The 14,492-nt window shown below is 39.6% G+C and carries 16 protein-coding genes; 10 read left to right on the top strand and 6 right to left on the bottom strand.

Annotation, left to right across the window (positions count from 1 at the left end; all coding sequences use genetic code 11):
• Window positions 1–3: 3 nt before the first annotated feature.
• Together OB69_RS11955 and OB69_RS11960 are read left to right on the top strand one after the other, a co-directional pair.
• Complete coding sequence (locus OB69_RS11955; protein WP_053223974.1) at window positions 4–894, top strand: peptidylprolyl isomerase; 891 nt, start codon at window positions 4–6, stop codon at window positions 892–894.
• Entirely contained in the window at window positions 891–1,796 is a 906-nt protein-coding gene (locus OB69_RS11960) for an SDR family oxidoreductase (protein ID WP_053223975.1), read from the top strand. The genes OB69_RS11955 and OB69_RS11960 overlap by 4 nt, the downstream gene beginning before the upstream one ends.
• Window positions 1,797–1,804: 8 nt before the next feature.
• Here the strand turns inward: OB69_RS11960 and OB69_RS18615 are convergent, their stop codons facing one another.
• Together OB69_RS18615 and OB69_RS11965 are read right to left on the bottom strand one after the other, a co-directional pair.
• On the bottom strand, window positions 1,805–1,930 hold the full coding sequence (locus OB69_RS18615; protein WP_185096905.1) for a MetS family NSS transporter small subunit: 126 nt from the start codon (window positions 1,928–1,930) through the stop codon (window positions 1,805–1,807).
• The gene (locus OB69_RS11965) at window positions 1,927–3,441 is read right to left on the bottom strand and encodes a sodium-dependent transporter (protein ID WP_245620810.1); all 1,515 of its coding nucleotides are present in this window, start codon (window positions 3,439–3,441) and stop codon (window positions 1,927–1,929) included. Before OB69_RS11965 ends, OB69_RS18615 begins: the two co-directional genes overlap by 4 nt.
• A gap of 235 nt (window positions 3,442–3,676) precedes the next feature.
• Here OB69_RS11965 and OB69_RS11970 point away from each other — a divergent pair, with 235 nt between their 5' ends.
• The 4 genes from OB69_RS11970 to OB69_RS11985 all read left to right on the top strand — a co-directional run bounded on the left by OB69_RS11970 (window position 3,677) and on the right by OB69_RS11985 (window position 7,217).
• Window positions 3,677–5,068 (top strand): sodium-dependent transporter, encoded by a 1,392-nt coding sequence (locus OB69_RS11970; protein ID WP_053223976.1) that lies wholly within the window; start codon window positions 3,677–3,679, stop codon window positions 5,066–5,068.
• A gap of 85 nt (window positions 5,069–5,153) precedes the next feature.
• Window positions 5,154–5,492: an MGMT family protein gene (locus OB69_RS11975; protein WP_053223977.1), complete on the top strand. Its 339-nt coding sequence runs from the start codon at window positions 5,154–5,156 to the stop codon at window positions 5,490–5,492.
• A gap of 47 nt (window positions 5,493–5,539) precedes the next feature.
• Complete coding sequence (locus OB69_RS11980) at window positions 5,540–6,460, top strand: mechanosensitive ion channel domain-containing protein (RefSeq protein WP_053223978.1); 921 nt, start codon at window positions 5,540–5,542, stop codon at window positions 6,458–6,460.
• A 13-nt stretch (window positions 6,461–6,473) separates the two neighbouring features.
• Complete coding sequence (locus OB69_RS11985) at window positions 6,474–7,217, top strand: TerC family protein (RefSeq protein ID WP_053223979.1); 744 nt, start codon at window positions 6,474–6,476, stop codon at window positions 7,215–7,217.
• Between the two features lies 1 nt (window position 7,218).
• On the opposite strand, the gene OB69_RS11990 is transcribed toward OB69_RS11985, so the two are convergent.
• The 3 genes from OB69_RS11990 to OB69_RS12000 all read right to left on the bottom strand — a co-directional run bounded on the left by OB69_RS11990 (window position 7,219) and on the right by OB69_RS12000 (window position 10,420).
• The gene (locus tag OB69_RS11990; RefSeq protein WP_053223980.1) at window positions 7,219–8,226 is read right to left on the bottom strand and encodes a hypothetical protein; all 1,008 of its coding nucleotides are present in this window, start codon (window positions 8,224–8,226) and stop codon (window positions 7,219–7,221) included.
• A 98-nt stretch (window positions 8,227–8,324) separates the two neighbouring features.
• Window positions 8,325–8,966: an alpha/beta hydrolase gene (locus tag OB69_RS11995; RefSeq protein WP_053223981.1), complete on the bottom strand. Its 642-nt coding sequence runs from the start codon at window positions 8,964–8,966 to the stop codon at window positions 8,325–8,327.
• Complete coding sequence (locus OB69_RS12000) at window positions 8,966–10,420, bottom strand: sodium:solute symporter (RefSeq protein ID WP_053223982.1); 1,455 nt, start codon at window positions 10,418–10,420, stop codon at window positions 8,966–8,968. Before OB69_RS12000 ends, OB69_RS11995 begins: the two co-directional genes overlap by 1 nt.
• Window positions 10,421–10,555: 135 nt before the next feature.
• Here OB69_RS12000 and OB69_RS12005 point away from each other — a divergent pair, with 135 nt between their 5' ends.
• Window positions 10,556–10,837, top strand: coding sequence for an ATP-dependent Clp protease adaptor ClpS (locus tag OB69_RS12005; protein WP_053223983.1), 282 nt, complete (start codon window positions 10,556–10,558; stop codon window positions 10,835–10,837).
• Between the two features lie 27 nt (window positions 10,838–10,864).
• Window positions 10,865–11,470: a recombination mediator RecR gene (gene recR / locus OB69_RS12010; protein ID WP_053223984.1), complete on the top strand. Its 606-nt coding sequence runs from the start codon at window positions 10,865–10,867 to the stop codon at window positions 11,468–11,470.
• Between the two features lie 83 nt (window positions 11,471–11,553).
• On the opposite strand, the gene OB69_RS12015 is transcribed toward recR, so the two are convergent.
• Window positions 11,554–12,015 (bottom strand): hypothetical protein, encoded by a 462-nt coding sequence (locus tag OB69_RS12015; protein WP_141655428.1) that lies wholly within the window; start codon window positions 12,013–12,015, stop codon window positions 11,554–11,556.
• A 241-nt stretch (window positions 12,016–12,256) separates the two neighbouring features.
• Here OB69_RS12015 and OB69_RS12020 point away from each other — a divergent pair, with 241 nt between their 5' ends.
• Entirely contained in the window at window positions 12,257–13,456 is a 1,200-nt protein-coding gene (locus OB69_RS12020; RefSeq protein WP_053223986.1) for a pyridoxal phosphate-dependent aminotransferase, read from the top strand.
• The gene (locus OB69_RS12025; RefSeq protein ID WP_053223987.1) at window positions 13,456–14,451 is read left to right on the top strand and encodes a bifunctional heptose 7-phosphate kinase/heptose 1-phosphate adenyltransferase; all 996 of its coding nucleotides are present in this window, start codon (window positions 13,456–13,458) and stop codon (window positions 14,449–14,451) included. The genes OB69_RS12020 and OB69_RS12025 overlap by 1 nt, the downstream gene beginning before the upstream one ends.
• Window positions 14,452–14,492 lie beyond the last annotated feature (41 nt).

The raw sequence follows: 14,492 nt of genomic DNA on the forward strand, positions 1-14,492 counted from the left end.
GCCATGAAAAAGACTTTTTTAAACTTAGCGTTCCTTGTTTCTTTCAGTCTGTTTTTTTCAGCCTGTAATACTGAAATGGATGAGATAGTAGTAATTTCAACTCCTTATGGAGATATGACAGCTGTGCTGTATGATGATACTCCGCTACACAAGGCCAATTTTTTGAGTTTGGCCAAAGAAGGAAAATACGATTCGGTGATCTTCCATAGAGTGATTGAAAACTTTATGATTCAGACGGGTGATCTGTCTACGGGTACTCAAGAAAAGGATGCCAATTATAGAATAGATGCCGAATTTCTTCCTGAAAAATATATTCATGTAAAAGGAGCTTTGGCGGCTGCCCGAATGGGAGATAACGTCAACCCTCAAAAGCAATCAAGCGGATCTCAATTTTATATTGTCGATGGCGAAGTGTACGATCAGGCGAGTTTGCAAACCAGAGCAGATAGAAGGGAATATTTAAAGCTTAATGGTTTATTTGACCGCATGCGCAAAATGGACAAATACATTGAGTTGAATGAGAAGTATAACTACCATGTAAATAAGTATCAAGAAGATACTACTTACGATTTCCAACAGGCGCAGCGCGAACTGGTTTTTAATTCGAAAGATTTGATTGAAGAAGAATTTGGACCACAGGTAGACCCTGGATTTACTACCCAACAAGTGGAGGCTTATACAACCGTTGGTGGCGCACCACATTTGGATGGAGAATACACAGTTTTTGGTCAGGTGGTTGAAGGTTTAGATGTAATCGATAAAATTGCTGCGGTAGAAACCAATAGAAGAGACAAGCCAACAGAAGACATTCGAATGACTATTGCTGTTATCGAAATGTCGAAAAAAGAGATTACAAAGAAATACGGAATAGAATACCCTAAAAAGGAGCAATGAAAATTTTAGTTACAGGTTCTAACGGTTTACTTGGTCAAAAGCTGGTTCAGCTTATTTTAGATGAAGCAAATCACCAATTGGTGGCTACTGCCAGAGGAACTAACCGACTACCTATTCCCGAAGAAAAATATACTTTTCAATCGCTTGATATCACCAATCGCGAACAAGTACTAGAAGTAATTGCCCAGCACAAACCCGATGTGGTAATTCATACCGCAGCCATGACCAACGTGGACCAATGTGAATTAGAAAAAGAGGCCTGCTGGGATTTAAATGTTACTGCTGTAAAACATTTGGTTGAAGCTTGTAAATTGAATAATGCCTTTCTAGTACACCTTTCTACCGACTTTATTTTTGATGGTGAAAATGGTCCATACGATGAAGAAGCCGAAGCCAACCCGATTAGCTATTATGGAGAAAGTAAACTTGCTGCCGAGCGTATAATAGAAGAAAGTAAAATTGATTGGGCTATTGCTCGTACTGTTTTGGTGTACGGCATTGCGCACGACATGAGCCGTTCTAACATTATTCTTTGGGTGAAGAATAGCTTGGAAGAAGGCAAAGAAATTAAGGTGGTAGATGACCAATTGCGAAGCCCTACCTTGGCAGAAGATTTGGCCAGGGGCTGTTTGCTAATTTCAGAACAAAAGGCGAATGGTATTTTTAACGTTAGCGGAAGCGATTTACTGACCCCTTATGAAATGGCGATTAAAACTGCCCAGTTCTTCAACCTAAGTACGGCTACTATGCAAAAGGCCGATGCTTCTACCTTTACTCAAACTGCCAAAAGACCTCCGAAAACTGGGCTATTAATAGAAAAGGCCCGCACCGTTTTGGGGTACGAGCCTCATACTTTTGACCAAGGTATAGCCATCGTTTCCGAACAAATGGCTGGTAAGTAAGTCAAAGTTTATTCTTCTGCGTTTGCGTTTTCAGTTTTCTTATCTGATTTAAGTGCGATTGTAAGAAAGGTGATGAAACCTCCGAAGGTAATCGCTAAACATATGATCATTCCTATTATAGCTTCTTGACTCATTTTTTCACGAATTTTTTGTAGAACCATCCATTAAATACAATTGCAATAATGAGGGCAATGGCCCATTGTGTTACAATTGAAGCATTACTAAACGTATCGAATACGTTCCAATTACCCTTTTCATCAAACCAAGGGTATTTGCTGTAGCCTTGGTCCATCCACCAATACACCAAGAATAGCCCGGCAAAAAAGATAAAGTAGATCATGCCAGTAAAGTATTTAGAAGAGACTTTAAAATCGGAGTTTTCATCTATAAAGTCCCTCTTAAATTTCGATGGGCCATAACGCATAATAAGAAAGGAAATGAAAATTCCGCTCACTAAAAGACCCACACCCCAAACCCAATCTTGATTTTCGAATATGGCAAGGCTCCATGCCGAAGGAAAACCAATGATAAAACATGCAGCACCTGTGATTAATGCGGCCTGTTTTTTAGAAATGTTATAGTCCGTTAAGTTTCTGATTATTAATTGCATCATGGGGAGTACCGAACTAAATGCCGCCATAGCGAATGCGCCAAAGAAAATCCATGATAAGAATGGTCCGCCTGTCATTTGGGAGAATAGTTGAGGCAGCACGGTAAACACTAATGCTGTGTTACCGCCATGCAAAAAATCAATGGCATCGGCCGATGTAGCTGACATGGCAAAAACGGCTGGTAAAATAGCCATGGCCGCTAAAAGTGCTGCCGAGTTGTTTCCAAACGCTCCTAAGAATGTATTAAGCGTTACATCTTCCTTCTTCCTTGAGAACGACCCAATAGTAATCATTAGCCCCCAGCCTGCCCCTGTACTCCAAGCAGAGTCGGTAATAGCCTGAATCCAAATGTTAGGGTCTTTAAAAAGCTCAACATTAATTGTGAATAAGTACTCAAGCCCTTTTACTCCTCCTGGCATCTGAATAGCAAAAGCGGCCACAACCATAAGTAGAATGAAGAGCGTAGGAATTAATATCTTATTTACCTTCTCTAACCCTTGTTTAATTCCTTTGCTCAAAACCCATATGGCTATGGCAATGGTAAACATATAACAAAGAACTGCCTCCCAGCTTGAGTTAGATAAATGCGCCCAAAAGTTGTCCATGTAGTTCACGTTGGGGTCTGCAAACTTCTCGTTCATGGCGCCTGAACCAAAAATATAATCGACTAAGTTTTGTGTGTTGAGGAGGAAGTACCTGAAAGACCAACCCGTTACCACGGAGTAATAAAAGGCAATGCCCATGGTGACAAGCGTAACAAACACGCCCATCCAATTAAATTTTTTGCCCGACAAACTACCAAGGGCGCCTATGGTTCCCTTTTTATAGTGTTTACCTATGGCCAATTCGGCCATAAGTAAAGGTATAGACCATATTACAAGGAAAAACATCCATAAAATAATGAATGTTCCACCGTACTCTCCTGCTATTCTTGGGAAGCGCCAAAGGTTACCCGCCCCAATGGCCATACCTAAGGCGGCTAAAATAATTCCCCACCGATTACTAAATTCTTCTGGTTTTTCTTGCGTGCTCAATTACCTGTAAGTTTTGTTCAAAGTTTAAGAAAAATCGATTTTCAAGCCGCACAAGGTAGTTTTTTGAGGCACAAACCCAAGCTTTACAGGGTTTTTCTCACATAAAACTTTATTTACGGTAAATCTGATTTAAAAATTTTGGTAGCCACAGGTGTTCTAACCACTTGGTTTTTAAGAAGAAAATTCTCAATATTCTACGTTATTTTTTTCAATACTCAACTCAATTTTTAAGAATATGGCGGTTAACGTTAGTAATGAGGGCAGAGGCCAGTGGGGGTCCAAATTTGGATTTATCATGGCTGCGGCCGGTTCAGCTGTCGGGTTAGGGAACATCTGGAGATTCCCTTACATCACAGGTCAGAATGGAGGCGGAGCCTTTGTTTTGGTTTATTTGCTTTGTGTAATACTTATTGGAGTGCCTTTGCTCTTTACAGAGATGGGCTTTGGTAGGTACACAAAAAAGGGCACCATTGGTGCATTTAAAGATACTGGCGCCAATCCTCTGTTTATGGGTTTGGGTGCCATTATGGCTTTGTTGGTCAGCTTTTTTGTGCTTTCTTATTATGGCAATATTGCTGGTTGGACAATCGGCTATATTTTCAAATCGTTAAGTGGTAGCGAAGTTCCTTTTGAAGAATTTGCCTCAAACCCAATGAACACAATTCCCTTAATGGGACTGTTTACGCTGGTTACAATTCTTATTGTGCGAAAAGGGATTTCTGGAGGAATTGAAAAGGCCGCCAAAATATTGATGCCTGTACTCTTCTTGCTTATTCTTATTGTGGCCATTCGAAGTATGTCATTAGAAGGCGCAATGAAAGGCGTAGACTTCTACTTAAACCCAGATTTCAGTAAAATTTCGGGTCAAACGTTTTTGGTAGCTCTAGGGCAAGCTTTCTTTTCTATGAGTATTGGTTGGGGAATTATGATTACTTATGGCTCATATTTACCAAAAACAGCCAATATTGTTAGTAGCGGTGTTTGGGTAGGTTTGATGGACGCTGGTGTTGCTTTGCTTGCAGGTTTCATGATCTTCCCTGCTGTTTTTGCTTTCGGAAAAGATCCTGCCGCTGGCCCTACTTTGGTGTTTCAGGTATTGCCTGAGATTTTCAGCAGTATGCCGGGCGGAGCCATTATAGGTGCCTTCTTCTTCCTTTTATTAATGGTGGCAGCTTTAACATCTTCTATTTCCATGTTGGAGGTACCCGCCTCTTATTTTATGGATGAGAAAAAATGGAGCAGAAATAAATCTGCTTGGGTAGTTGGTATTTTACTTTTCATTGTAGGTATTCCTTCAGCGCTTTCACAAGGCGGTTCTGAATTTTTCTCCACCATGAATGTCACGGTTTTCGGAGCAACATACACTGGTTTTCAAGATATTCTCGACTTCTTCTTTGGTACCTTCTTTATTGTAGTGGTGGCTTTGATTACTTGTATTTATGTGGCTTGGAAAATGCCAATCAAGAATATAGTCTCCGAAATTGATTTGGGAGCACCAGGTTGGAAACCAGGTACATTTGCTTCTAATGCTTTTGTCTTTTTTATCCGTTACGTATGCCCAGTAGTTATTCTTATTGTATTACTGAACATGATGGGCTTATTCGGAATTTTTGGTGGAGGCGGTTAATAGATGCTGGACAGAATCGATCAAAATGACACTCTAAGGGGTGTCATTTTTTGTTTGAGTAGTTCAGAATGCTCAACTTAGCTTTATGGCAAAAGATCACAGCAACTTTTTTAATAATGTTTACGAAGTAGTTAAACTCATTCCTGCAGGGCGAGTTACTTCATATGGAGCCATTGCTCAATATTTAGGCACAAAGGGTGGCGCCCGAATGGTAGGCTGGGCCATGAATGCAGCGCATGGACTTAGCGATGTCCCTGCGCATAGGGTAGTAAACCGATCTGGAGTTTTAACCGGTCGTCATCATTTTCAGACACCCACCCTGATGCAAGAACGTTTAGAAGCCGAAGGAGTAAAAGTGAGCGAAGATAAAATTGTGGGGTTTAAAGAGGTGTATTGGGAACCGATTAAAGAGTTAGAATTTTAAACTTTTTTGGCTCGAAATTCCGTTAATTTTGCAGTGGATTTATAATCATGATTAAGACGAGAGTAAAAGCAAATAAGCCTATTGATCAGGCAAAAAAGGAAGGAAGAAGACGACTGTTTTTCTTCCTGAAATTTATTGTGCTGGTGATTATATTGGTTTGGAGGTTTTGGTTAAAACCTGACTTTGAAGAAGGGAGCTTTTTTGGAACTAGAATAGTCCCTGCGGTTATCTCTTACATCTCAGGTATATTGCTTGTGTCGCTCGGTCGAATCTTGATGGTGTATTTCTACCTCAAGCGAAAGAAGAAAGGAACTGACTTTAAAGATAACTTCATTTTAGGGATCAATGGAATCTCAGCTATTCTCCATGTTATCATTTTACTGTTTGCATTGTTGGCTCTTTTTGGCTTAGATGCTAAGGAGTTTTTCACTTCCATTAGTATTGTTGCTGCTGCGATTGCCATTATTTCTAAGGATTACATAGCAAACACCATCAACGGATTTATTCTTATGTTCTCCAATCAGCTTTCGTTGAACGACTATATTGTTATTGAAGAACACAGTGGCAGAATAACTGATATTACTTTGCTGAACGTGGTGCTGTTAAGCGATGAAGACGAGATTATTTATGTGCCTAATACTTTGCTTGTTACCCATAATGTGGTGAATACCAGTAAAAAGAATTTTAAAAAACTAAGCTTCGATTTTGAAATGGACAGGCAAACTTTGGGCAATCCAGACGATCTTGAAGAGTATATCATAAAGGCCCTTAAGTCTGAGTTTCCTAGTATCAATCTTGAAAAATTTAGCTTAAGGGTTTTCCATATTCTGAAGGATACGGTGAATCTGAAACTTTACATTACACTCGATAAAAAGAGCAAGGAAATGGAAAGGGCGGTTTGGAGGTTTACCAATAAAACCATTCTGAATTACGCCAAAGAAAACTATGTGCCTCTTGCCCAACAATAAACTGTCAATTTGAATGGAAGCATTACTTACATCAGAAGGCCTTGTCGCACTATTAACCCTTACTTTTTTAGAGGTTATTCTCGGGGTCGATAATATTATTTTCATTTCCATTGTATCAAACCGATTGCCAGAAGCTGATAGAAAAAAAACTCGAAACTTAGGTTTGGGACTCGCCTTGATCATGCGTATTGGTTTGCTTTTGGGAATCAGCTGGATCATTGGTTTTACTGAACCCCTCTTTACCGTTTTAGAGCATGATGTAAGTATAAAAGACTTGATTTTAATTTTGGGAGGTTTATTCCTAATCGGAAAAAGTACGACCGAAATCCACCATACTTTAGAAGGGGATGAGCATCAGGTAAAAAAGAGTAAGGGTGTTACGGTAAGCAAAGTGATTCTTCAAACCGTAGCTTTAGATATCGTTTTCTCTTTCGACTCAATACTGACTGCGGTGGGGCTTACGGATCAAATCACGATCATGATTATTGCAGTTACTTTAGCTATGATTGTGATGATGTCTTCTGCAGGAAAAATCAGTGCTTTTATCAACAAACATCCATCGCTGCAAATGTTGGCCATGTCGTTTTTGATTTTAATTGGTTTTATGCTAGTGCTCGAAGGCATTGGTGAACACATTGAAAAGGGCTATATCTACTTTGCGGTATTCTTCTCGTTAGCGGTGGAAGCTCTCAATATGAGAAAGCGTAGCAAAGACCGCGTGGTGAAACTCAGAAAGAGAATTGTTGGAGAAGAATAGTCTAAACTCTCTTCTCTATTTCTTCCTTAAAACCTTTCTTATCATCTAAATGAATGGCAAGTTTAGTGAAGGTCTTATTAATGCCATACAACCCCTTTGCATTAATGTCAGTATTGAAAGTTAAGAGAACATTGGCATCTCCAGTCAGTGCAAAATTTTGAAAACTTTCCTTTTCTTTATCGGGTGTTCTATATTCAATTGTCTCAATTTGACTATATAAAGCTTTAGTTCTCCATCTCAGTCCAGCCCGAAAAACGATTCCTTCATCCGTAAAGAAGATGGGGCGTAAACGGGCAGCATTTAAGTCGCCCATCAAGAAGAAGGATGAGTAAATGCTTATTCCTGTTAATATCCATGCTAAAATACTGTTCCAGCCTGCTATCCAAATATGAAGGATTACAGTTTCAGCAATTAGCGCTAATGCGATGGTTATCATAAAGGCCACATAACCATTTTCTTTATGATAAGTGAAGTAAGTAGAATTTTCAGTTTCTATTTTCTTTTTCCACCCCAAAAGAGCATAATGAAATACTGAAATTTCTGTGGACAAAACGTTGGCAAAAACACCTTTCCCAAAAGCATTTTCTGTGGCTTGATTTACGGTTTCTATGAAGCCTAAATGTTGACCCTCACCTTTCTGATGACGATAAGCTTTAATCGTTTTTCGAACATTATAAATGGTAAAACCGATAACGAATAACTCCAAAAGTGGAATAGCATATTCAATAACAGAAAGTGTTTGCTGATGCTCTTTCGGTAATAAAATACTTGCTGCAATAAAGCTGAGCACAAACACAGGAATCACTGTAAGCTTGGGGATATAGCTCTTCCGAATAAAAAGAAAATAAATGCCCGGAATCAGTATTGTAATATCTAAGGTTGAAGCCATGGCCATTAGGCTTGGCATTTCCTTAAACTGTGGGGAATTAATGATAAAATAAGAGGCGGTAATAATACCCGCTGCCAATAGAAAAAAGGGCAAGAGGGTGTTCCGAAGCACTTGAAGCATAATCTCTTGAGTTTAGATTTTATGAATTTGCACTTTCTTAATTCTAATAAGAAGACTGAGTAAGAGGGGCGGTTAAGGCTATGGTTTAAAGGAGGAAATTAGGGCTTGGCAAAAAGAGAAACAAATTCACTTACTTGATCTGCATGTGAAACTATCAAAAAATGTGAGCCATTCTCAATACGTAAATCAATCTTTTGGTTTCTTAAAGGGAGGATTCGATCTTTGCCACCATGTATTCTTATTGCCATTCCATTTTCTTTTGGATCCCATTTTACTATCGCACCTAATGCCCATTTCAGGAACTTGACCTCAGTGTTTCTAATTATCTCATTGAGCAGTTTCTTTTCAGTTACACAAGAAGTTCCAAAAAGGAATTGAGCGAAAAAGTTAGGTGTTCTGAAAAATAGATCAGGTACAATATTGTATAATTTGGTTCGTGCCAAAAGCCTGAACAGGAAGGGAATTTCTAATGAACTTTGAGCGCTGGAAACGAGAAAAACATTTGAAGGATTAGTAATCTTTGAAGCTTCTATGGCAATCATTCCACCAAAAGAAACCCCCATAAATGAATACGGAGTTTGTAAATCCAAAGTGTTTACGATTTTTTGGCTATAACTTTCTAGTGATTCGTTTTTGAGCGGTTGAATCCATTCTACAAAATGCAATTTTACTTCTTCAATTTTAAGATACTGGAAAACAGTTTTGTCTGCTCCAAGCCCACTAAAACAGTAGATGTTCATTAGGCCAATTGTTCTGATGAACGTTTCGATATTATCAACATCCCTAAGAAAGTCAACGCTCCATTAAAAATTAGAATAAAGAAACCAAACTGAAAGCCGTTGAACCAGGCAGCTGAGTTCATATCTACTAGGTAAGATATAGCTGGAGAAAGTAAACAAACAGGCAGTACCAGATTGTCCCTCACTTTCAACTTGGTCATTAAACCAAAACTGAAAAGGCCTAATAACGGGCCATAAGTATAGCCAGCCACTTTAAAAATCGCACTAATTACACTACTGTCGTTTATCGCGTTAAAGATAATGATGACGATGAAGAGCAACACAGAAAAGCCCAAGTGCACTTTAAGCCTAATCGGTTTCTTTACCGATTCTTCTTTCTTTTCAAAATTTAAGAAATCGACACAAAAAGCGGTGGTAAGTGAAGTAAGGGCAGAGTCGGCACTGGAGTAAGCCGCAGCCACAATGCCCAATAAGAATACAATTCCGCCAAAAGTACCGAGGTGATTCAAAGCGATTAGAGGATAGAAGTTATCCGTTCTTGTCGGAATTTCAATTCCATTTTGGCCTGCATACAAATAGAGCAGTGCACCCATTCCCAAGAAAAGGATATTAGCAATCACCAAAGCTATAGTGAACCAGAAAATATTTTTCTGAGCGTCCTTCAAGGTTCTGCAGGTTAGGTTTTTCTGCATCATGTCTTGGTCTAAACCCGTCATCACGATGGCAATAAATACCCCAGAAATAAACTGTTTGAAGAAATCCTTTTTGTCGTTCCAATCGAAGAAGAAAGTTTTGGAATACTCACTGTCGCTAATTTGAGTAATGGCATCGCCAAGTCCAATACCCATTTCTTTGGTGATAATATAAATGGTGATGACCACTGCTGAGAGCATAAAAAAGGTTTGTAGCGTATCCGTCCACACAATGGTTTTTATTCCGCCTCTAAAAGTGTACACCCAAATAAGGGCGATAGTAACGAGTACCGAAACCCAAAATGGAACACCATAACTATCGAAAAGCGCAATCTGAAGTACACTGGCCACCAAAAAAAGGCGAAACGAAGCTCCAACGGTTCGGGAAAGCATAAAGAAAAACGAACCCGTTTTGTATGACCAAAAACCAAAGCGCTGTTCTAAATAGGTATATATAGAAACCAAATTCAGACGGTAATAAAGGGGCATCAACACCGTAGCAATAATGAGGTAACCAACGATATACCCCAAAACAACCTGAAAATAAGAGAAGAAGCTATTCCCTACTTCACCGGGGACAGAAATAAAGGTAACTCCCGACAAGGAAGCCCCAATCATTCCGAAAGCTACCAAATACCAAGGCGACTGTTTGTTGGCCGTAAAAAAGGTAGCCGAATCAGCCCCTTTCGAAGTAAATCGAGAAATGAGAATCAGCAGTAAAAAATAACCGCCTATAATTGAAATGACTAAAGTGGGGTTCATACCAAAGAACTAGTAAATTAAAGCTTGAATATCCGTGAAAAAACTGTGGACACCAAAAAGGCTTTCGAACCATTTTGACAAAGCCAGGGTTTATGGAGCAAGTGTTTTTTTGTACATTTGTAAAAAATTAAAAACATGAATTTCAGCTATCAAGAAGATGAGTTAGTCGAGGTACTCGAAAAAACTACAGATGAGGAATTATGTGATTTGGTAGTTTTTAATGATGACTTTAACACGTTTGAACACGTGATTAATATTTTAATGAAGGTATGTAAACATACTGCAGAGCAGGCAGAGCAGTGTACACTGTTGATTCATTATAAAGGAAAGTGCACAGTTAAAAATGGATCGTTTACAGAATTGAAGCCAATGTGCGAGAGTATTCTTTCAGCAGGAATTACTGCCACTGTGTTATAATTAGAAAGATTTTCATCATAGCTCAATTTGAACTTCCCTCCCAAAATTGTCGACAATGCCATTGAGGAAATCTCTAAACTTCCGGGCATAGGAAAAAAGACCGCCTTAAGGCTGGTACTTCATTTACTAAAACAAGACCCCATCAGTACGGCTCATTTAACCACTGCGCTTAACGAGTTGCGTGATGGAATAAAGTACTGTGGTACTTGCCATATTATTTCCGACACGACAGACTGTACTTGCCGTACGATTAAACGCGATTTGACCACTATTTGCGTGGTTACCGACACGCCTGATGTAATGGCCATTGAAAACACGGCTCAATACAGAGGGCTTTATCATGTTCTGGGTGGTGTTATTTCTCCGATTGAAGGGATTGGTCCAAGCGATATTCATATCGACTCTTTGGTAGAGCGAATTCAACTGAGCGAACCAAAGATAGAAGAAGTGATTTTAGCCCTAAGCCCTACCATGGAAGGTGATACCACAGCTTTCTACATTACCAAAAGGCTGAAGGAATTCGGAGTGAAGATTACTTCGATTGCACGTGGAATCCCGATGGGTGGAGAATTAGAATACACCGATGAAATTACTTTGGGTCGAAGCATTATGACTCGTTCTGAATACAAATAAAATTGCTTCAACAGCACAGACATAAAAACACGAAGGGCGATCATTTCGATCGCCCTTCGTCATCTATAGCTACGGCTAAAAGCCTAATTGATTTCGCTTAACATACCCGATGCATAAAAGCGCTGGGTATTCAAGGCTGATAATAGAATGCTCAAGTTGTTCGAAGCTTCATTCAAATCACTGATTCTTATGTTTGAATGTGGAGTTGAAGCCACTTCCTCAAGCTCTGTAAGAACTTTACTTACTTTAGATTTCAATACATCAATCATTTCTAGATCGTTGTATTTCCAAAAACGAATTTGAGCATATACTAAAGCTGGCGCCCAGTTGGTACCATACAAAAGATGTAGGTCTTTGGTAGAGGCACCAATGCTTTTGAAAAGCAAGGCCCTGGTGTTTGATAAATTATTTTCGTGAATGGCGAAGTAATCTTTAGAATCTTCTGATACAGCAAATTTGTTCATGAAGTGGGCAATCTTAGCTGCGTCAGCAATTTTCTTAATTACTCTTTTCAATTTTTCCGGGCTAGTTTCTAAAGTTTTCATAACCATGTCGTTTGACTAGTCTATATGTGATAACCGTGCCAAACCAAAGAATCATTCGAAATTTTAATGTATGGCTCGTTTTTATGTTGGAGTATAGAAATGAGGTGGGGAAATATTTTCTACAATCGAGAAATATTCGGTCGTTTTGATTCAACAGTTTGTGGAATTGTAGAACATTCCAATTGGTTTTTGGTACAACAATCTATAAATAGCTACTTTTGCCCCACATTGAATTAATCGCATGTCTACAATGGTATCTGATAGAGTAAAGAACATGGCCGAATCGGCCACATTAGCCATGGCTGCCAAAGCCCGAGAGCTAAAAGAAAAAGGCATTAACGTGATCAGTTTGAGTTTGGGCGAGCCCGACTTTAAAACTCCGAAACATATTCAAGAGGGCGCTAAAGCAGCGATTGATGAAGGTAAATACTTTGCTTACCCTCCTGTAAATGGTTATTTAGACCTAAGACAAGCCATTTCGGCTAAATTCAAAAACGAGAATAACTTAGATTATTCACCTGATCAGATTGTGGTTTCTAATGGAGCCAAGCAATCTATCGCCAACGTATTTTTAGCTTTATTGAATGAAGGTGATGAAGTGGTAGTCTTTTCTCCATTTTGGGTGAGTTATTCTTCACTTATTGAATTAGCGGGCGGTGTACCTGTGTATGTAAAAGGAGGAATTGAGTCAGATTTTAAAGTAACTCCAGAGCAATTGGCGCAAGCGATTACGCCAAAAACCAAAGCCATTATTTATTCTTCGCCATGTAACCCAACAGGTTCTGTATTTACACTCGAAGAGTTAACAGCGATTTCTGAAGTGATTAAAAAACACAAAGACATTGTGGTTATTGCAGACGAAATCTACGAGCACATCAATTACACAGGTGCTCACGCCAGTATTGGAGCCATTGAAGGAATGATTGACAGAACCGTAACCATTAATGGTATGGCCAAAGGTTTTGCTATGACGGGCTGGAGAGTTGGATATCTAGGCGCACCACTTTGGTTGGCCAAAGCATGTAATAAAATTCAAGGACAAATTACTTCTGCCAACTGTAGCATTGCCCAAAGAGCAGCCTTAACCGCACTTACTACGGATCTTGCTCCAACAGTAGAAATGTCGAAGGAATATTTAAGAAGAAGAGATATAGTAAAAGCATTATTGGACGAAGTGCCAGGCTTTAAAACCAATTTACCAACGGGTGCTTTCTACTTCTTTCCAGATGTAACAGCGCTTTTCGGTAAAACAGATGGAAACGTAACCATTAACAATGCAGATGACCTAAGCCTATACCTTTTAGATCAGGCGCAGGTGTCTGTGGTAACTGGCGATGCTTTTGGCGATGCCAACTGTATTCGTTTGTCATATGCAGCATCTGAAGAAGATTTACGCGAAGCCATTACCAGAATTAAAATAGCAGTTTCTAAACTTTCTTAATGGAATTCTCAAGCGTTAACGAACTTTTCGAAGCCTTCTCCAAACTTAGAGTATTGGTGATTGGCGATGTAATGGTAGACTCTTATGTGTTTGGTAAAGTGTCTAGAATTTCGCCAGAGGCGCCTGTGCCTGTGGTGCTTACAGAAAGAAAAGAGAAACGTTTGGGAGGTGCTGCAAATGTAGCCTTGAATGTACAAGCATTAGGGGCTACTCCAATTCCATGTGCCATTGTGGGCAACGATTTAGACGGTGAATTTTTCTTGAACAGATTGGAAGAAAAAGGAATTCCAAGCAATGGAGTATTGACGAGCTCTGAAAGAGATACTACGGTGAAGGAGCGTATTTTGGCCGGAGCGCATCAAATGCTGAGGGTAGATACTGAAACCGATAAGGAGCTCAGTACTACTGAACAAGCACAGCTATTGGCCAATATCAAGCGTTTATTGCCCGATTGCGATGTGGTGGTTTTTGAAGATTACGATAAGGGTGTAATTAACGCCACTATCATTGAAGAAACCGTTAAGGAGGCAACCCGATTAGGCATAGCAACGGTGGTAGATCCCAAAAAGCGCAACTTTATGGACTATAAAGGGGTGACCCTTTTTAAGCCTAATTTGAAAGAATTGAGAGAAGGATTGAACATTCAAGTGGATCCTAAAAACATAGATTCGGTGCGCGATGGAGTGACGTTGCTTCAGAATAAACTGAATGCCAAAATGGTGATGGTGACTCTTTCGGAATACGGGGTTTTCATTAAAGACAATGGCGAAACACACCTTATCCCTGCCCATATCCGTCATATTTCTGATGTTTCTGGCGCTGGCGACACAGTAATCAGTGTAATGGCTTGCGCTTTGGCAGTGGGAATGTCGGCTCAAAAAGCTGCGGCCTTGGCCAATTTAGCGGGTGGCTTGGTCTGCGAACATGTAGGCGTAGTGCCCATCAATAAAGAAGACTTAATGGAAGAAGCCGAAGACAATAAGATTCTGAATTGATTCTTATTTTAACTTATTCGTTATAGGGAAAGTCTGCAATC

The organism is Roseivirga seohaensis subsp. aquiponti (genome assembly GCF_001267955.1).
GTDB lineage: Bacteria > Bacteroidota > Bacteroidia > Cytophagales > Cyclobacteriaceae > Roseivirga > Roseivirga seohaensis.